General features: G+C 67.8%; 18 protein-coding genes. 10 read left to right on the top strand and 8 right to left on the bottom strand.

Annotated elements, in window-relative coordinates; translation table 11 throughout:
- Positions 1–9: 9 nt before the first annotated feature.
- Positions 10–930 carry a polyprenyl synthetase family protein gene (locus HB681_RS14760; protein ID WP_345944686.1) on the bottom strand — a complete coding sequence of 307 codons (921 nt, stop codon included), beginning with the start codon at positions 928–930 and terminating at the stop codon, positions 10–12.
- A gap of 2 nt (positions 931–932) precedes the next feature.
- The gene (xseB, locus tag HB681_RS14755) at positions 933–1,181 is read right to left on the bottom strand and encodes an exodeoxyribonuclease VII small subunit (RefSeq protein WP_213955591.1); all 249 of its coding nucleotides are present in this window, start codon (positions 1,179–1,181) and stop codon (positions 933–935) included.
- Between the two features lie 255 nt (positions 1,182–1,436).
- Between xseB and HB681_RS14750 the strand changes: the two genes are divergently transcribed.
- The 8 genes from HB681_RS14750 to HB681_RS14715 all read left to right on the top strand — a co-directional run bounded on the left by HB681_RS14750 (position 1,437) and on the right by HB681_RS14715 (position 9,711).
- Positions 1,437–2,606 (top strand): aromatic ring-hydroxylating dioxygenase subunit alpha, encoded by a 1,170-nt coding sequence (locus tag HB681_RS14750; RefSeq protein WP_213955590.1) that lies wholly within the window; start codon positions 1,437–1,439, stop codon positions 2,604–2,606.
- A 60-nt stretch (positions 2,607–2,666) separates the two neighbouring features.
- A complete protein-coding gene (locus HB681_RS14745) occupies positions 2,667–3,593 on the top strand; it encodes a DMT family transporter (protein ID WP_213955589.1) in 927 nt (308 codons plus the stop codon).
- 17 nt (positions 3,594–3,610) lie between these two features.
- A complete protein-coding gene (locus tag HB681_RS14740) occupies positions 3,611–4,507 on the top strand; it encodes a sulfurtransferase (protein WP_213955588.1) in 897 nt (298 codons plus the stop codon).
- Between the two features lie 115 nt (positions 4,508–4,622).
- Positions 4,623–5,162: a DUF2796 domain-containing protein gene (locus tag HB681_RS14735; protein WP_256734949.1), complete on the top strand. Its 540-nt coding sequence runs from the start codon at positions 4,623–4,625 to the stop codon at positions 5,160–5,162.
- The gene (locus HB681_RS14730) at positions 5,159–5,860 is read left to right on the top strand and encodes an ABC transporter ATP-binding protein (protein WP_213955587.1); all 702 of its coding nucleotides are present in this window, start codon (positions 5,159–5,161) and stop codon (positions 5,858–5,860) included. The genes HB681_RS14735 and HB681_RS14730 overlap by 4 nt, the downstream gene beginning before the upstream one ends.
- Before the next feature lie 43 nt (positions 5,861–5,903).
- Entirely contained in the window at positions 5,904–7,166 is a 1,263-nt protein-coding gene (locus HB681_RS14725; protein WP_213955586.1) for an ABC transporter permease, read from the top strand.
- A 15-nt stretch (positions 7,167–7,181) separates the two neighbouring features.
- Positions 7,182–7,781 carry a DUF3299 domain-containing protein gene (locus tag HB681_RS14720; RefSeq protein ID WP_213955585.1) on the top strand — a complete coding sequence of 200 codons (600 nt, stop codon included), beginning with the start codon at positions 7,182–7,184 and terminating at the stop codon, positions 7,779–7,781.
- Positions 7,782–7,905: 124 nt separating this feature from the next.
- Complete coding sequence (locus HB681_RS14715) at positions 7,906–9,711, top strand: DUF3300 domain-containing protein (protein ID WP_213955584.1); 1,806 nt, start codon at positions 7,906–7,908, stop codon at positions 9,709–9,711.
- 68 nt (positions 9,712–9,779) lie between these two features.
- Here HB681_RS14715 and HB681_RS14710 read toward each other — a convergent pair whose 3' ends face one another.
- A complete protein-coding gene (locus HB681_RS14710) occupies positions 9,780–11,015 on the bottom strand; it encodes an FAD-dependent oxidoreductase (protein ID WP_213955583.1) in 1,236 nt (411 codons plus the stop codon).
- 125 nt (positions 11,016–11,140) lie between these two features.
- Between HB681_RS14710 and HB681_RS14705 the strand changes: the two genes are divergently transcribed.
- Positions 11,141–11,347: a dodecin gene (locus HB681_RS14705; protein WP_213955582.1), complete on the top strand. Its 207-nt coding sequence runs from the start codon at positions 11,141–11,143 to the stop codon at positions 11,345–11,347.
- A gap of 15 nt (positions 11,348–11,362) precedes the next feature.
- Here the strand turns inward: HB681_RS14705 and HB681_RS14700 are convergent, their stop codons facing one another.
- Positions 11,363–12,337, bottom strand: coding sequence for a DUF3616 domain-containing protein (locus HB681_RS14700; RefSeq protein ID WP_213955581.1), 975 nt, complete (start codon positions 12,335–12,337; stop codon positions 11,363–11,365).
- Between the two features lie 117 nt (positions 12,338–12,454).
- Here HB681_RS14700 and HB681_RS14695 point away from each other — a divergent pair, with 117 nt between their 5' ends.
- Positions 12,455–13,174 carry a hypothetical protein gene (locus HB681_RS14695; RefSeq protein ID WP_213955580.1) on the top strand — a complete coding sequence of 240 codons (720 nt, stop codon included), beginning with the start codon at positions 12,455–12,457 and terminating at the stop codon, positions 13,172–13,174.
- A 33-nt stretch (positions 13,175–13,207) separates the two neighbouring features.
- Here HB681_RS14695 and HB681_RS14690 read toward each other — a convergent pair whose 3' ends face one another.
- The 4 genes from HB681_RS14690 to polA form a co-directional block, all read right to left on the bottom strand.
- Positions 13,208–13,423, bottom strand: coding sequence for a hypothetical protein (locus HB681_RS14690; protein ID WP_213955579.1), 216 nt, complete (start codon positions 13,421–13,423; stop codon positions 13,208–13,210).
- A 54-nt stretch (positions 13,424–13,477) separates the two neighbouring features.
- A complete protein-coding gene (locus HB681_RS14685; RefSeq protein ID WP_213955578.1) occupies positions 13,478–14,401 on the bottom strand; it encodes a ZIP family metal transporter in 924 nt (307 codons plus the stop codon).
- Positions 14,402–14,475: 74 nt separating this feature from the next.
- The gene (locus HB681_RS14680; RefSeq protein WP_213955577.1) at positions 14,476–15,372 is read right to left on the bottom strand and encodes a dienelactone hydrolase family protein; all 897 of its coding nucleotides are present in this window, start codon (positions 15,370–15,372) and stop codon (positions 14,476–14,478) included.
- Between the two features lie 308 nt (positions 15,373–15,680).
- The gene (polA, locus tag HB681_RS14675) at positions 15,681–18,476 is read right to left on the bottom strand and encodes a DNA polymerase I (RefSeq protein ID WP_213955576.1); all 2,796 of its coding nucleotides are present in this window, start codon (positions 18,474–18,476) and stop codon (positions 15,681–15,683) included.
- Positions 18,477–18,563: the final 87 nt, after the last annotated feature.

Genomic DNA, 18,563 nt, shown 5'->3' with positions numbered 1-18,563 from the left:
GTTTGTCTTTTATCGGTCGCGGTCCACGACCATGTGGGCCAGCGCGCGCAGCGCCGCCGTGTCGGGCAGCGTAGTGCGTCCCAGGGCGGCCAGTGCGTCGGACAGAAGCGCTTGTGCGCGGGCGCGGGCGCCGTCGAGGCCGAGCAGCGATACGTAGGTGGGCTTGTCGTTCTCGGCGTCCTTGCCCGCCGTCTTGCCGAGCGTGGCCGAATCGGCGACCACGTCGAGGATGTCGTCGACCACCTGGAAGGCCAGGCCGAGCGCCGCGCCGTACTCGCGCAAGGCGCGCATGGCTTCGGCGGGGACGCCTTCGGCGCATGAGGCGCCCATTTCGACGCTGGCCTGCAACAGCGCGCCGGTCTTGAGCTGGTGCATGCGCCGAAGTTGCGGCTCATCGAGAGCCACGCCGACGCTGGCCAGGTCGATGGCCTGGCCACCGGCCATGCCGTGGCTGCCGGCGGCCAGGGCCAGCAGCCGGCACAGGCGCGCCTGCACGCGATCGGCAACGCTGCCGTCGCCGGGGGTGAGGAGTTCGAAGGCCAGGGCCTGCAAGGCATCGCCGGCGAGCAGCGCATCGGCCTCGCCGAACTTCACGTGCACCGTCGGCTTGCCGCGGCGCAGCACGTCGTTGTCCATGCAGGGCAGGTCATCGTGGACCAGCGAATAGGCGTGGATCAACTCGGTCGAGCAGGCGGCGCGCAACGCGGCTTGAGGGTCGCCGCCAACCGCCTCGCTCGCGGCCAGCACCAGCAGCGGACGCAGGCGCTTGCCACCATCAAGCACGGCATAGCGCATCGCGTCGCCAAGCTGCGGCGGCCCGTCGACGCCGACCCAGCGCGACAGCGCCGCTTCGACCTCGGCAAGCAAGGGGTTGCACCAGGCGGCCAGGCGGGCGCCATTCCAGGACTCCAAGGATTCCAGTTGGCGCACTGTCATTCGGGTGTCCAGGCCTTCAGGCTGCCGGCATCCAGGACCTTGATCTGGTCCTCGACCGCTTGCAGCTTTTCGCGGCAGAACTGCAGCAGGACAGCGCCGCGCTGGTAGCTGCCGAGCAGTTCGTCCAGCGGCAACTGGCCCGATTCGAGGGCGGCCACCAGTTGTTCGAGTTCCTGCAGGCCGGCTTCGTAGCTGGCCGGCAGCGGCGCGGCCGGCGCGGACGCGGGAGGGGTTGGCTTGGGCATGCGGGGATCGTCGGTCAAACCGGGCATTTTAGGGTGGGGACCGCAATCGGGGCCGACCCGCGGGCGTCCCCCTCCGGTACCAGAGCGTGACGAACCGCATGGTACGACCGGCGGAGGCCGGAATGAAACCCGGCGGGTACAATCCGCCCTTCCTGCCCCGGCAGGTTGCCGATATCTTTTTTGGGCCGTTTCTTCCTTCGCGACGGCGTCTCCCGTTTCCATCTTTCTCCCTGTGGGGAGCTTGGTCAGGTCCTCATGTCTGATTTAAGTCTTCAACTGCAGCAGGCCTCAAGCCCTCTTCATGTTTCCTCGTATTTCGACGAGGCGCTCTACGCCCGCGAGATGGCCACGCTGTTTGCGGACAGCCCGCGCTACGTCGGCCATCAGCTCGCGGTGCCCGAACTGGGCAACTACCACACGCTGCCGCAGGAGCACGAAGGCCGCGCCCTGGTGCATACGCCCAAGGGCGTGGAGCTGATCTCCAACGTCTGCCGCCATCGCCAGGCCGTGATCCTGCAAGGCCGCGGCGCGCTCGACGCCAAGACCGGCGGCAACATCGTCTGCCCGCTGCACCGCTGGACCTATGCCGCGGCCGACCCGCGCACCACCGGCACGCTGATCGGCGCGCCGCACTTCGCCCAGGACCCCTGCCTGAACCTGCACAACTATCCGCTCGAGGCGTGGAACGGGCTGCTGTTCGAGACGCGCCCCGGCGGCAGCCGCCGCAGCATCGCGGCCGACCTGGCCACGCTCGGCCCGCGCGCCGACCTCGACTTCTCCGGCTACGCCTTCGACCGCGTCGAACTCCACGAGTGCAACTACAACTGGAAGACCTTCATCGAGGTCTACCTCGAGGACTACCACGTCGGTCCGTTCCACCCCGGCCTGGGCAGCTTCGTCACCTGCGACGACCTGCGCTGGGAGTTCGGCGACAAGTACTCGGTGCAGACCGTGGGCGTGGCCAACCGGCTCGGCCGCGCGGGCAGCCCGGTCTACCAGAAGTGGCAGGAGCAGTTGCTGCAATACCGCGAAGGCAAGCCGCCGAAGTACGGCGCGATCTGGTTGACCTGCTACCCGAACGTGATGGTCGAGTGGTACCCGCACGTGCTGACCGTGTCGACGCTGCACCCGATCGGGCCGCAGAAGACGCTCAACATGGTCGAGTTCTTCTACCCCGAGGAAATCGTCGCCTTCGAGCGCGAGTTCGTCGAGGCGCAGCAGGCTGCCTACATGGAGACCTGCGTGGAAGACGACGAGATCGCCGAACGCATGGATGCCGGCCGCCGCGCGCTGATGCTGCGCGGCGACGACGAGAGCGGCCCGTACCAGAGCCCGATGGAAGACGGCATGGAGCACTTCCACGAGTGGTATCGGCGCGCCATGTTGCCCGCGGACGCCTTGCCCCAGCAGGCCCTCTCGGCCTGACCCTGCGCGGCGCCGCCGCAACCGGCGCCGCTTCCTTTTCCTTTCGACGTTCGAGGCAAGATGCAAGCGCTCTGGATGGTGCTGGCCGCACTGATATTCGCGACCATGGGGGTCTGCGTGAAGATCGCCTCGGAATGGTTCAATCCGGCCGAACTGGTCTTCTACCGCGGCCTCATCGGCATCGTCTTCCTGGCGCTGCTGGCGCGCAGCCAGGGCGTGTCGCTGCGCACGCAGTATCCCGGCATGCATGCCTGGCGCAGTTTCATCGGCGTGGTGTCGCTGGGCGCCTGGTTCTACGCCATCGCCCACCTGCCGCTGGCCACCGCGATGACGCTCAACTACATGAGCAGCGTGTGGATTGCCGTGTTCCTGATCGGCGGCACCTTGCTCGCCTGGGTGCCGCTGCCCGGGCGCGACGGCCGCGTGCGGCGACCGCCGCTGCAAGGGGCGCTGATGCTCACCGTGGTCGCCGGCTTCGCCGGCGTGGTGATGATGCTGCGTCCGACGATCGGCGACCGCCAGGCTTTCGCCGGGCTGGTCGGCCTCATGTCGGGGCTGACGGCGGCCTTCGCCTACATGCAGGTGGTGGCGCTGTCGAAGATGGGCGAGCCGGAGTCGCGCACGGTCTTCTACTTTGCCGTGGGCTCGGCGGTGGCAGGCGGCATGGGCACGGTCGCGACCGGCTTCTCCGACTGGCCCGGCGGCCTGCACGCGATGTGGCTGTTGCCGGTCGGCGTGCTGGCCGCCCTCGGACAGCTTTGCATGACGCGCGCCTACTCACGGGCCAAGACGCCGGGCGGCACGCTGCTGGTCGCCAACCTGCAATATTCGGGCATCGTCTTCGCCGCGATCTACAGTGTGGCGTGGTTCGGCGACCGCATCGACGGGATGGGTTGGGGCGGCATGGCGATGATCGTGGGAAGCGGCATTGCCGCGACCATCCTGCGCCAGCGCGCCGTTCCCAGGGCACCGGCAGAAGAACATTGAACGAAGGACCGATCGCGATGTACACGACCCTGATCTCCGTCGAACAACTGAAGGCGCTGCAGGCCGCGGGCGCGCCGCTGATGGTGTTCGACTGCACCTTCGACCTGGCCCGGCCGCATGCCGGCGAACAGCAATACCGCGAAGCCCACATCCCCGGCGCGGTGTATGCCAACCTCGACACCGCCCTGAGCGCGCCGCACGGTGCGCCGGGCAAGGGCGGCACCGTGATCGCCGCGGACATGGGCCTGCCGGCCTCGGGCGGTCGCCATCCGCTGCCGAGCCGCGAACGCTTCGCCGAATGGCTGTCGAGCATCGGTTTCCGCAACGACATGCAGGCCGTGGTGTACGACCGCAACGGCCTCAACTACTGCGGCCGGCTCTGGTGGATGCTGCAATGGGTCGGGCATGAAGCCGTGGCCGTGCTCGACGGCGGGCTGCAGGCGTGGCAAGCCTCGGGCGGCGAGGTCACGGGGCGCGAGGAGCCGTCGCACTTCCAGTCGAACTTCGTGCTGGGGCCGGAACTGGCGCGGCTGGTCGTGACCGACACGGTGCTGCAGCGGCTGGGCGACAGCGGCCAGACCGTCATCGATGCGCGCGCCGCGCCGCGCTATCGCGGCGAAGTGGAGCCGCTCGATCCGGTGGCCGGCCACATCCCCGGTGCGCTGAACCGGCCCGTCAGCGAGAACCTCGGCGCCGACGGCCGCTTGAAGCCGGCCGCGCAACTACGCCAGGAATTCGATGCGCTGCTGGCCGGGCGCGACCCGGCCGGCGTGGTGCATCAATGCGGCAGCGGCGTGAGCGCCTTGCCGAACCTGCTGGCCATGCGCGTGGCGGGCTATGACGCGACCAGCCTCTATGCCGGTAGCTGGAGCGAATGGTGCAGCGATGCGGCGAGGCCGGTGGCCAGGGGCTGACGACGGTCACCCCGCGAACGGCGTTGCCACCGACAGCGAGGCCGCGGGAACCGCAAGCCCGCGGGGCGCTCCCATTGCAGTCACGCATCAACGCAAGCCGAAAGGCAGAGCTCGCATGAATCGATTCTTCCTTTGCGCCGCAGTGGCGCCCCTGGTGGTGCTTTGCATGCACGCGCAGGCACAACCCCGGCATGCCCACGTGCACGGCCAACTCAAGCTCGACGTCGCGATCGACGTGCGGGCCATCACGTTCCACGTCGATTCGCCGCTCGACAACATCGTCGGCTTCGAGCGTGCACCACGCACCGAGGCCGAGCGCAAGACTGCGCAGCAGGCCCTGGCCCAGCTCCGCTCGGCCGGCAAGCTGTTCACGATCGACCCGGCCGCCGGTTGTGCGCTGGCCCAGGTCGACCTCGACGCACCGGCGCTCGGGCTCGGCGATGCCGTGCCGGGCCAGGCGCAGGGTCATGGCGACGTCGAAGGCAACATCGTCTTCGAATGCCGCAGCCCGGTGCAGGCGCGCTACATCGATGTCGCGCTGTTCGAGGCCTTCCCCGGCGTGCGTCAGATCGACGTGCAGATCGCCGCGCCGGATGGCCAGTTCCAGCGCACGTTGAAGCGCCCCTCGGGCCGTCTCACCTGGGGCAGCAAGTGACGGCCGTCCTCGGCGTCGACCAACTGCGCTTCGCGTGGCCCGGCCACGCGGCGCCGGTGGTCGACATCGAGACGCTGACGGTGAGCGCGGGCGAGGCGCTGTTCCTGCACGGGCCGAGCGGCTGCGGCAAGAGCACGCTGCTGTCGCTGATGGCCGGCGTGCTCGTGGCCGACGCGGGCCAAGCGCGCCTGCTCGGGCACGACTGGGCGCAGCTCTCCCGCCGGCAGCGCGACCGCACGCGCGTGGCGCATGTGGGCTACATCTTCCAGCAGTTCAACCTGCTGCCCTACCTCAGCGTGATCGACAACGTGCTGCTGCCCTGCCGCTTCTCCCCGCGCCGCGCGGCACGGGCCGACGGTTCGCCGCGCGCACAGGCCGAGCAGTTGCTCACCCGCATGGGCCTCGACCAGCCGCTCTGGCAACGGCAGGCGCTGCAACTGTCGGTGGGCCAGCAGCAGCGCGTGGCGGCGGCACGCGCGCTCATCGGCCATCCCGAACTCGTCATCGCCGACGAGCCCACCTCCGCCCTCGACGAAGACCGGCGGGAGGCCTTCCTCGACACCTTGATGAGTGCTTGCCAGGCGAACCACAGCGCCCTGGTGTTCGTCAGCCACGACAGGCGCATCGCGCAGCGCTTTGGCCGGCATGTCTGGCTGCCCGACATCAACCGGGCCGGTCTCGCGAGCGAAGGCCGATGAACGAGCGGCGCGCCCCCGCTACGCGCAGCGCGAAGGTTGCCCGATGACCGCGCTGTTCGGCATCGCCTGGCGCAGCGCCTGGAACCGCCGCTTCACGCTGGCGCTCACGCTGCTGTCGATCACCCTGTCGACCTGCCTGCTGCTCGGCGTGGAGCGCATCCGCACCGAGCTGCGGCAGAACTTCGCCTCGTCCGTCTCGGGCACCGACCTGATCGTCGGCCCGCGCACCGGCTCGACGCAGCTGCTGCTGTATTCGGTGTTCCGCATCGGCGCGGCCACCAGCAACATGTCCTGGAAAAGCGTGCAGGCGCTGGCCGGGCACAAGGGCGTCGCCTGGGTCGTGCCGCTGTCGCTCGGCGACTCGCATCGAGGCTTTCCGGTGCTGGCCACCACGCCTGACTACTTCACGCACTTTCACTACGGCGACAGGCAGCCGCTGGCGCTTCAGGAAGGCAAGCCCTTCGGCGAGATCTTCGACGCCGTGATCGGCGCGGAGGTGGCGTCGCAGCTTGGCTATCGCCTGGGCGAGAAGATCACGCTGGCCCACGGCAGCGGCGAAATCGACGTCAATGCGCATGCCGACAAGCCCTTCACCGTGGTCGGCGTGCTTGCGCGCACCGGCACGCCGGTCGACCGCACGGTGCACATCGGATTGAGCGCGATGGAGGCCATCCATCTCGACTGGGCCGGCGGCGCGCCGATGCCAGCCGTGACGATTCCCGCCGATGCGGTTCGCAAGTTCGACCTCACGCCGAAGTCCGTGACGGCCGTGCTGGTCGGGCTGGAGAATCGCGCCGCGGTGTTCGCCGTGCAGCGCTGGGTGGCGAGCTATCCCGACGAGCCGCTGATGGCGATCCTGCCCGGCGTGGCGCTGGACGAGTTGTGGCGTGTCGTCGGTGTGGGCGAGAACGCGCTGCTGCTGATGTCGGCGCTGGTCGCACTGGTCAGCCTGGGCGGCCTGGTGTCGGTGGTGCTGGCCGGACTCAACGAGCGCCGGCGCGAGTTGGCGGTGCTGCGCGCCGTCGGCGCGGGCCTGCGCCATGTGCTGGCGCTGCTGGCCCTGGAAGGCGGCATCGTGACGCTGCTGGGCGTGCTGCTGGGTGTGCTCATGACCGCGCTGGGCATCGCCCTGCTGTCGCCGTGGCTGCAATCGCGGTTCGGCCTGGCGCTGCATCTGTCCAAACCTACACTCAACGAGTGGTGGCTGATGGGCAGCCTGCTGGTGGCCGGTTGGCTCGCCGGGCTGCTGCCCGGCATTCGCGCCTATCGCTTGTCGCTGGCCGACGGCCTCTCGCCACGCATTTGAACTGACTTGAACACCATGCCGCGTCGCCTCGCCCTTGCCCTGATCATCACGACACTCGGCGCTGCCGCCTGGGCTGGCGACCTCGCGCCTTCGGGAACCAGCGCCGCCAATCCGCTCGGCGGCAAGGCCGTGCCCGCCAAGATCGCGCCGGGGCAACCCCGCCTGATCGCCTGGGAAGAACTGGTGCCCAAGGACTGGGACCCGATGAAGGCCTTCAAGGGCATCGACTTCAGCAAGCTCGACGACAACGATCCGCGCGCCAACGAGATGCTGATGAAGCTGCAGAAGGCCTCCGACAACGCGCCCACCAACCCCGCGATGGACGGTGTCATGGTCAGGATCCCCGGCTACCTGGTGCCGCTCGAGGAGAAGAACGGCCAGGTCAGCGAGTTCCTGCTGGTGCCCTACTTCGGCGCCTGCATCCACACGCCGCCGCCACCGGCCAACCAGATCATCCATGTGCAAACCGCCAGCGCCGACAAGGGCCTGCGCGCGATGGACACGATCTGGGTCACCGGCAAGATGCAGACCCTGCGCAACGATTCCATGATGGGCACGAGCGGCTACCACGTCGCGGCGGACAGCGTCACCCGCTACACCGGCGGCGCGAAATAGCGGGCCGGAAGCGCTGCGCCGACAGGGCGCGGCGGCGCTGGCTGGCAGCCGGATGTCGTCGAACTGCGGACCATCCACGTTGAAAGCTGGGGAGGACCACGACCACACGCATGCGAATGACGCGATGACCTCTGCTCCCGCTCCCCTCCCTATCGGCCGCGTTGGCCCCGTTTCCAGGCTCCTGATCCTGGCGATCTGCGCGGGTGCCCTGGCGCTCGGCGGCTGCGACAAGCTCAAGGGCGTTCCCAACCCCACCGCGCCGCCAGCGCCTCCACCGACATCCGGGATGGCGCCGCCGCAGGCCGAACCGCCGCCGCAGCCCGTCGCCGTTGCAGCGCCGGCGCAGCCACCGGCCTACACGCCCCCCAGGGGGGAAGAGCTCGACCAGCTCGTCGCCCCGATCGCGCTGTATCCCGACAAGCTGGTCGCCCAGGTCCTGGCCGGCGCCACCTGGCCCGACCAGGTCAGCGCCGCCGACCATTGGCTGGACCAGAACCGGACGCTGAAGGCCGGCCCGCTCGCCGACGCCGCCGAATCGCAACCATGGGACCCGAGCATCAAGTCGCTGACCGCTTTCCGGCCCGTGCTCGACCAGATGGCGAACAACCTGCCATGGACCACGGCGCTCGGCCAGGCCTACTACAACGACCCGGACGGCACGCTGAACGCCATCCAGGCGATGCGCCAGCGCGCCTCGCGCGCCGGCAAGCTCAAGAGCACGCCGAAGCTCCGCGTCGCCGCCGCACCGGGTCCTGACCCCTACATCACCATTGCGCCGACCCAGCCCGACATGGTCTACGTGCCGAGCTATGACCCGCAAGTCATCTATGGCGAACCCGTTCCCGCGTACCCCGGCTATGCCTGGTCGCCTCCCGTCTACGCGGAGCCGCGCTACAGCAATGCGCAGATTGCCACGGCCGGCCTGCTGACTTTCGGCGCCGGGGTGATGGTCGGCAGCGCGCTGGAGCGGCACGACTGGGGCTGGCACGCGTGGAACATGAATTGGGGTCGGCCGGCGCCCTACCCACGCGGTGCGCTTCCGCGGCAAGCAATGGCGGTCCCAGAAAGGCCGGCCGTGATCTACAACCGCACAGCCTACGTGTCGCGCTCGGAAACGATGATCCAGAACAACACACGCAACAACTTCTTCAACAACAACGGCGCCAGGTCGCAGCAGATGCAGGCGCAACAGGCGCAGGAACGGCAGCAACAGGCCCAGCTTGACGAGATCCGCAAGCAACAGGCGGCGCAACAGGCGCAGGCGCAGCAGCAGGCATCGATGCGGCAGCAACAGCAACAGCAGCAGATGCGCCAGCAGCAGGAGCAGGCACGTCAACTCCAGACACAGCAGGCGCAACAGGCCAGGCAGGCGCAGGACGACGCTCGACAGGCGCAGCTTCGTCAACAGCAGGCGCAGCAGCAGGGCAAGCAGCAGGATGCGCAGCGGCAGCAGGTGCTGCAACAGCAGCAACAACAGCAACAGTTGCAAGCCCGGCAGGCGCAGCAGGACCAGGCCCACCAGCAGCAGGCCCAGCAGCTTCAGGAGCAGTCACGCCGCCAACAAGCACAAGCGCAACAGGCGCAGCAAGCACAGACCCGTCAGCTCCAGGCACAACAGCAGGACCAGGCACGGCACCAGCAGCAGTTGCAACAGCAGCAGGCGCAGCAACAACAAGCACAACACCAGCAGCAGATGCAGCAGCAAACGCAGCAACAACAGGCGCAGCGCCAGCAGCAAATGGCACAGCAACAGCAACAGCAGCAACACCAGCAACAGGCTCAGCAAGCCCAGCAGCTTGCCCAAGCCCAGGCCCGCCAGGCGCAGCAAGCACAAGCACAGCAGTCGCAACAGCATCGTCCACAGGAACAGCAGGCACACGGCGCCCCCGGCCGACCCGGCCAACGCCCCGACGACCCGAACAAACCGTGACGCCGCTCCCGTTCAATACGGCCTGGCGCCGGCCGGAATCGCACGGCATTACGAGGCGAGGACGCGAACTATCCCTTCCGCACGTGTTCCGGCCGCACGCCGATCCCGACCGCATAAGCCGGAATGCCCTGCAGGATCGGATAGCGCTGCGCGAGACGCAAGATCCACGGCACGGTGAATCGCTTGCCCTTTTCCGCGGCACCCTCCAGCACCGGCGCGAGCACGCGGTTCTGCACGGCCACCTGCACCGCCTGCGTCACCTTGGCCGGGAACTCGCGCCGTTCCTGGACCTGTGCCAGCAAGGTCGTGACGGCGTCGGCGTCCTTGTCGGGGTCGGCCAGCACGTCGCGCAGGATGTTGGCGGTGGCCACCGCGTCCTGCACCGCGAGGTTGATGCCCACGCCGCCCACCGGCGACATCGCATGTGCCGCATCGCCGATGCACAGCAGCCCCGGCTTCCACCATTTCTCCAGCCGGTCGACCGTCACGCTCAGCAGCTTCACATCGTCCCAGCTGCCGATCTGGTCCACGCGGTCCGCAAACGGCGGGACGATCGCGGCAACCTCCTTGCGGAAATTCTCGATCCCGCGCGCCTGCAGCGCCGCGATGCCGCCCTTCGCAATGACATAGGCGCACTGCCAGTAACTGGTGCGATCGATGGTCGCCATGAAGTGGCCCGCGTCGATGTAGCCGCCCGAGCCGTCCGGGTCGTCGGGGTGCTTGGGCAGGCGCATCCACAACACGTCGATCGGCGCACCGATGTCGCGCACCGTCAGTCCCGCCGCGCCGCGCAGCACCGAGCGGCGCCCATCGGCCGCCACCACCAGGTCGCAGTCGATCTGCGATGGCCCCTCCGCCGTGACGACCTTGACACCCACGACGCGTCCATCGCGCTCGACGAGCCCGATGGCCTCGGTGTTCAGCATCAGGCGGAACGCCGGGTAATGCTCGCTTTCGTCGCGGATGAAATCCAGGAAGTCCCATTGCGGCATCAATGCGATGAACTTGCAGTGTGTCGCCAAGTGCGAGAAGTCGGCCAGCCCCACCGTCTGCCCCGAGATGTGCGCGCGCAACTGATGCGCCTCGTCATGCGGCCGGGCCAGGAAGCGGTCGAGCAAGCCCAGTTCGGCCATCACGTCGAGCGTGGACGGATGTACCGTGTCACCGCGAAAGTCGCGCAGGAAGTCGCCGTGCTTCTCCAGCACGACCACGGGCACACCGGCGCGCGCGAGCAGGAAGCCGAGCATCATGCCGGCCGGTCCGCCGCCGACGATGCAGCAGCGCGTGGAATCGATGGGCGTCATCGGTGCAATCTCCAGCAGCCCTGCCGGATTGGGCCGCGGCGCGGCGCGCCTGTCTGTCGGCGTGCACTGACAGCCTCTTCGGTCATAAGATGCCCGTGATCAGCTTCCAACCCGACGGAGACACCATGAGCACGCACATCTACAAGCACATCGAACTCACCGGCTCGTCGCCCAACGGCAGCGACGACGCGGTGAAGAACGCCATCGCCAAGGCCAGCGAGTCGGTGCGCAACATCCAGTGGTTCGAGGTGCTCGAAACGCGCGGCCATGTGAAGGACGGCAAGGTCGCGCATTGGCAGGTGACGTTGAAGGTGGGCTTCACCCTCGAGTGATCGACAGAGCCCGACTCAGGGCTTGAAGCGCAGGCTGCGGAATGTGCGCTCGGCGGCCGGGCGGGCCTTGCATTCGACACCGCCGGTGGTCAGGCCGCCGTCGTCGCTGAGCAACTGCATCTCGCTGCTGCCGGGGATGGCGAACAGCGCCTCGGGCCGCAGGGTGCCGAGGTCCACCTGCTTCAATTGCACGGGCGCGTCCGCCGCCTGCCCAGACCAGCGAAACAGCGCAAACGTGCCCGCGTCGGCGGTCGGGCCGGCCACCAGCAGGTAGCCCGTGCTCGTCGTTTCCATGCTGCGCAGGCCGCGCTGGCCCAGCGCCAGCGTGATCGGCGCGCCCCATTCGGAGGGGCGGCCTTCCAGCACATCGAGCGGATTCAGCAGCGGCATCAGCAGCGCGTCACTGCCAATCAATGGATTGCGAAATCCCACCAGCAGCGGACCTTTCGGCGTGGCCGCCAGGCTCTCGATGTTGAAGCCGCCTTCCGCCTCCGGCGCGCGTTGGGCTGCTTGCGCCAGCCCCAGCCGCTGCCCTGCCGGCGTTGCCAGCAGGTCGGCCTGCAGCCCCGCATAAGCCTTGCCGGCCGGCCGCAGCGTGGGCTGCGTGGTCGACAGGTCGAAGTCGGTCGCGAAGAAGCGCTGGCGTGCCGGGCGCGGCTTGGCATTGCGGTTGCGCCCATGCGAGCTGATCCAGTAGATGCGATTGCCGACCGTGGCCGCGCCCTCGATGTCGGATTCCTCGTCGCCGCTCCCGAGGAATGCGGCCAATGGCAGCGTCGACACCGGCTCCGGTTGGCCGTGGCGGTAGATGCGCAGGATGTTGTCTTCGTCGCTCGCCACCACGAAGTGGTCGGGGCCCAGCGCAGAGGCGGCGGATGCATCGCAGGTGCCGCGGTAGACCTGCACCTCCTGCGTCGCCGCCGCGGCTGCAAACATGCTCGCAACGCTTGCGAGAGCGATGGAGAAGCCGCGCATCATGAAGCTCGTCATGTGCGGATGCTATGCCCCCCGCATGCCCACCGACTCCCTCGCGGAAGGGATGCCGAATCGCCCTGGCACGCGCACGCTACCGACACCATTCATCCCATGTTGACGGGCGGCAGTGTCATGTCTCGAAAAAAGGTCCTCTGGGTCGTCCACTATGACGATGTGCATGGCTTCCTGGAGAGCGCGCAGCAATACGGCGCCACCGGCGTGGCGATCCACACCGACAACAACGTGCGCAAGGCCATCGGCGTGTTCCACGCAGCGGGCATGGCGGTGTACGGATGGGGCCGTCCCTCGGCCCTGCGGGATCCGGCCATGCAGCAAGCGCAGCAGGCGGTCACCCTGTTCGCGCACGGCCTCGACGGCTACTACGTCGGCCCCGAGGGCGCGCCTGGACAGACCACCTGCGACTGGGACCGTCCCGGCCTGGCCGACTTGGCCAGCCGCTTCTGCGAGACCGTCTGCGGCGCGGCCAACGGCCGCCCCTTCGGCGTGACCTCGCACTATCGCGCGATGGCCCGACATCCGCACCTGCCTTGGGCCGCATTCTTCGAGCATGCGACGGTGCTGCTGCCGCAGGCATGGTGGCGCGGCGGCCGGGGCAAGGTGGACCATGGCGATCCCGCCGACAACTACGCCACCTCGATCAAGCTGTGGGAGGCCGCCGGCGCCGAGCACGACCTGATCGTGCCCGTGGCCGGCCCGCTGGACAAGGTGACGGCTGCGGAAATCAACGCCTACGCCGCCAAGGCGACATCGGAAGGCGTGGAAGACCTTCACTTCTACGCAGACCAGCCCTCCGTCAAGGCCGCCGTGCGCGCCGCCGTGCGCAGGGCCTGAAGCCGCTGCGGGCTGTCGGCGGAGCGGGGCCGATCAGTCAGGCGCCTGCATCACGCGGTCGAACTCCTCGTCCATCGGGACGTTGTCGGCATCGAGTTCGCTGGCATCGGTGAGGTCGATGCCGGTTTCTTCCTCGAGTTCGTCGGCCAGGTCGTCGTCCGACGCCTCCAGGCCATCGCCAAGCATGGGAACGTCAGGTGCGCCCGGAGGCGGCTTGACGGTACGGCGGGTGGATGGGGCCCTGCTCATGTTCGTGCTCCTTGGATTTCCTCTCAGACCCCCAATGGTGCGCCTGATTTGGGTTCAAAGGGTCAACAGCCGTTGAAATACGCTGGCATTCGATGCCGTCGGGCGAGACGCCGCGTGCGCCGCGCCATGGTCATGCCCGTGGCCGGGCTCATGCCCATGCCCGCCGTGCGCCAGCCGGCTCACGCCTGTGACAAGGACGATGCCGAGCGCCAGCCAGGCGATCTGCGCCACGGTCTGGCGCGTGGTCAGGCGTTTCTGCAATTGCGGGATCAGGTCGGCCAGCGCCACGTAGATGAAGCTGCTGCTGGCCAGCACCAGGAAGTACGGCAGCAGGCCGTGCAGCGAGTCGACCAGCGCCCAGCCGACCAGCCCGCCAAGAGCGGTCATGGTGCCGGCCAGCGACACCTTCACCAGTGCGGCACGCGGGTTGGCCGAGGTCTGGCGAAGCACCACCAGGTCGCCGATGTGATGCGGCACCTCGTGCGCCAGCACGGCCAGCGCGGCCACCATGCCCAGGCGCAGGTCCGCGATGAACGCCGAGGCGATCAGCACGCCGTCGCCGAAACAATGCACGCTGTCGCCGGTCAGCACGGCCCAGCTGCCGGAACGCGGCGCGTCATCGTGGTGGTGATGATGGTGCGCGTGGCCATGGTCGTGGCCCTGATGCGCGTCGTCGTGGTCATGGTGGTGTTCATGCCCGTGATGCCACAACTCCGCCTTGTCGAGCAGGAAGAAAACCACCAGCCCGAACAGCAGCATCGCGAACAGCGTGGCCGGCTCCAGGCCGCTTTCGAAGGCCTCGGGCAACAGGTGCATGAAGGCCGTGGCCAGCAGCGCCCCGGCCGCCAGGCTCAGCAGGTATTGCGCGCCTTGCGCGCTGTCGTTGCGCTGCACGCCCAGGCGCAGCAGCAGGGCCGCGATCCAGACGCTGCCGATGCCGGCAATCAGGGTAGCGACGAGGATGGCTATCAGGTTCATGGGTAAAACAAAAGCCGCCCCGAAGGACGGCTCGTATGCGCTCAGCGCGAATGCCGTGGTGGCGATTGTCGTCGTCAGCCCACGCCGTTGGCCGTGAACCACTCCAGCGCGCGCCGCCAGCCATCATTGGCCGCGCTCTTCACGTAGCTGGGGCGGTAGTCGGCATGGAAGGCGTGACCCGCTTCCGCGTACACGACGAGCTGCGAGGCCCTGGCAGCAGGCGTACCGATCGCCAGGACCGATTTCATCTTATCAATCGTGTCAAGCGGAATGCCTTGGTCCTGGCCGCCGTAGAGACCCAGCACCGGCGCCTGCAACATCGCGCCGACGTCGACCGGTTGCCGGGGTGTGAGCGCGCTCGCCTGTCCCACCAACCGGCCATACCAGGCTACGCCAGCCTTGACCTTGCCCGTGGCCGCATACAGCCACACGATGCGCCCACCCCAGCAGAACCCGGTGATGCCGGCCTTGGCCACGTTGCCGCCATTCGCGCCCGCGAAGTCGAGTGCGCCATCCAGGTCGGCCAGCACTTGCGCATCCGGCACCTTCGACACGATCTCGCCCATGAGCTTCGAGGTGTCGGCGAACTTGCGCGGATCCCCTTGGCGCGCATAGAGCTCCGGCGCGATCGCGAGAAAGCCCTGGTGCGCGAAGCGGCGGCAGGTGTCGGCGATGTAGTCGGTCACGCCGAACGCCTCCTGGACCACGAGGATCACCGGCAGGTCCGCCTTGCCGGCGGGCATGGCCATGTAGGCCGGCACGTCGAAGCCATTCACCGCGTACCTCACCGGCCCGGCTTTCAGGCCTTCGCCTGTCGTGTTGACCACGGTCTGCGCCGCGATCGGCAGCGTCGCCGCCGCATAGCCCACGCCGATCGCGATCTTGAGCGCGGTGCGGCGCGACGCGCCCGCCGCGCTGGAATCGCCGGGGTGCAGGGAATCGAATTCGTTCTTCAGGTCTGGGTGGAGCATCGACATTCCTTTGGCGTGGAATCACCGAGCCGATGAGAAAAAACAGGCGCTGTGACGGAAAGCGGCGCACGCCCCCGCGTGGTGAAGGAATGCACCTACTTCAGTCGTTGCAACGCGGTTCGAAAAGCGGACAGCCGAACGCAAGGAAGTCAAAAATACGCAAAAGTCGCAAAAGTCGCAAAAGAGAGATTCAAGAATTTTCTTGGTCTTCCCTTTGCGACTTCTGCGAAACCTTTGCGACTTCTGCGTTCGGCTGCCCGATCCCGCATTCGTGCGATGTCCTTTCCCAGGCCACCCGCACGAGCCGTTCAGTGCGCCTTGTCCCAGTTCGGCCCGAAGCCGATCTCGGCCAGCAGCGGCACCTTCAGCGCGGCCACGCCGGCCATGATGCGCGGGATCTCGCTACGCACCCAGTCGGCTTCGGTCTCGGGCACTTCGAACACCAGTTCGTCGTGCACCTGCATGATCATCTTCGTTCCGCGCTGCTCGGCATCGAGCACGCGCTGCACCTCGACCATGCTGAGCTTGATGAGGTCGGCCGCCGTGCCCTGCATCGGCGCGTTGATGGCGGCACGCTCGGCCCCGCCGCGCCGCGGGCCATTGGGTGAATTGATCTCCGGCAAGTAGAGGCGGCGGCCGAACACGGTCTCGACGTAGCCCTTCTCCTTGGCCAGCGCCTTGGTCTCGTCCATGTACACCTTCACACCGGGATAGCGCTGGAAGTAGCGGTCGATATACGCGGCCGCAGCCTTGGTCTCGATGCCGAGGTTGCGCGCCAGGCCGAAGCTGCTCATGCCGTAGATCAATCCGAAGTTGATCACCTTGGCATAGCGCCGCTGCTCGCTAGACACCTGCTCGGGCGTGCTGCCGAACACCTCCGCCGCGGTCGCGCGGTGCACGTCGATGCCCTCGGTGAAGGCGCGCAGCAGCGAAGCGTCATCGCTCAGGTGCGCCATGATGCGCAGCTCGATCTGCGAATAGTCGGCGCTCGCGATCACGCTGCCCGCCGGCGCCACGAAGGCCTCGCGCACGCGCCGGCCCTCCGGCGTGCGGATCGGGATGTTCTGCAGGTTGGGGTCGTTGCTGCTCAAGCGCCCCGTCACCGCCACCGCCTGCGCGTAGTGCGTGTGCACGCGGCCGCTGCGCGGGTTGGCGAGCTGGCCGAGCTTGTCGGTGTAGGTGCCCTTGAGCTTCGACAGGCCGCGGTGCTCGAGTATCTTGGCCGGCAGCGGATAGTCCTCCGCCAGCTTCTCCAGCACCTCTTCATCGGTGCTCGGCGCACCGCTCGGCGTCTTCTTGATCACCGGCAGGCCGAGCTTGTTGAAGAAGATGTCGCCGATCTGCTTCGGCGAGCCGAGGTTGAAGGGCTGCCCGGCGATCCCGTAGGCCTCCTGCTCCAGCGCCATGATGCGCGTGCCGAGTTCGTGGCTCTGCGCCGACAGCTGCGCCGCATCGATCAGCACACCGTTGCGTTCGACGCGATATAACGCCTCGCTGCTCTGCATCTCCAGCTGATAGATGAAGTTCAGCTTCTCGTCCGCCTGCAACTGCGGCCACAGCGCCAAATGAACGTCGAGCGTCTGGTCGCTGTCCTCGCATGAATATTCCGCTGCCTTGTCGATCGACACCTGGCTGAACGAGATCTGGTGAGCGCCCTTGCCGCAGAGGTCTTCGTAGTCGATGCCACTGCGGCCCAAGTGGCGCTCCGCCAGGCTGGCCAGGCCATGCGGCTTGTGCACTTCGAGCACATAGCTCTGCAGCATGGTGTCGTGCGCATAGCCCTGTACCTCGATGCCGTGGTTCGCGAAGACATGGCGGTCGTACTTGACGTGCTGGCCCAGCTTCTTCTTCGCGCCGTTCTCGAGCCAGGGCTTGAGCCTGGCGAGCACCTCGTCGCGCGGCAACTGCTCGGGCGCATCGGGGTAGTTGTGGCCCACCGGCACATAGGCGGCCTCGCCCGGTTTCACGCTGAAACTGACGCCGACGATCTCGGCGCGACTCTCGTCGAGCGAGGTGGTCTCGGTATCGATCGCAACCAGTTCCGCCGCCTCGATCTTCGCAAGCCACGCGTCGAACAGCGCCCAGGTCATGACGGTGTCATAGGCCAGGTTGCTGACCTTCTCGGCCGCCGCCATCGCCGGCTCGTCGAACAGGCCGGGGTTGGGGTCGGCGCTCTTCTGGCCCTTGTTGCTTTCCTCGATCAGCTCCGGCGGAACGGCATGCGTTTCAAGCGTCTTCACGAGGCTCTTGAAGCCGTATTTCTCGTAGAAGGTCTTCAGTTCCTCGACCTGCTGCGCACCGGGCACCAGCGCGTCGAGCGCAGGCAGGCCGGCCACGTGCTCCGCCAGGTCGCAGTCGGTGCGGATCGTCACGAGGCGCTTGCCCTGCGGCAACCAGTCCAGCGCCTTGCGCAGGTTCTCGCCGGCCTGTCCCTTGACCTCCCCCGCCCGCGCAATCAGCCCGTCGAGCGAGCCATATTCCAGCAGCCATTTGGCCGCTGTCTTGGGCCCGACCTTCTCAACCCCCGGCACGTTGTCCACCGAGTCGCCCACCAGCGTCTGGTAGTCGATCATCAGCTTGGGCGGCACGCCGAATTCCGCCGTCACGCCCGCCACGTCGCGCTTCTTGCCGTTCATCGTGTCGATGATGGTGATGTGCTCGTCGACCAACTGGCTCATGTCCTTGTCGCCGCTCGACACGATGACTTCAACGCCCTGGTCGGCGGCGGTGCGCGCCAGCGTGCCGATCACGTCGTCAGCCTCCACGCCCGGCACCACCATCACCGGCCAGCCGAGCAGCCGCACCACCTCGTAGATCGGCGCCACCTGGCTGCGCAGGTCGTCGGGCATGGGGGACCGGTTGGCCTTGTACTCGCCATACCAGTCGTCGCGGAAGGTCTTGCCCGGCGCATCGAAGACGCAGGCGGCGTAATCGGCCCGCACCTCGCGCCGCAGCGCCTGGGTCATGTTGATCATTCCCCGGATGGCGCCGGTGGCGGGGCTGGTGGCGTCGCCGGGCACGGCGCGCAGGTCCGGCATGGCGTGGAAGGCACGGTAAAGATAGCTCGATCCGTCGATGAGCAGCAGCGTTTTCTTGTCGGTCATCGGGCCATTTTGCCCCGCGCCGGAAGCGCCTCCGACAGGCGCTTGCCGCTGGCACCTTCTTACAACGCGGGCATGTGCAGCGGCCTA

It is taken from the genome of Variovorax sp. dw_954 (assembly GCF_018449755.1).
GTDB lineage: Bacteria > Pseudomonadota > Gammaproteobacteria > Burkholderiales > Burkholderiaceae_C > Variovorax.
This window is presented reverse-complemented; position numbering and strand designations above follow the sequence as displayed.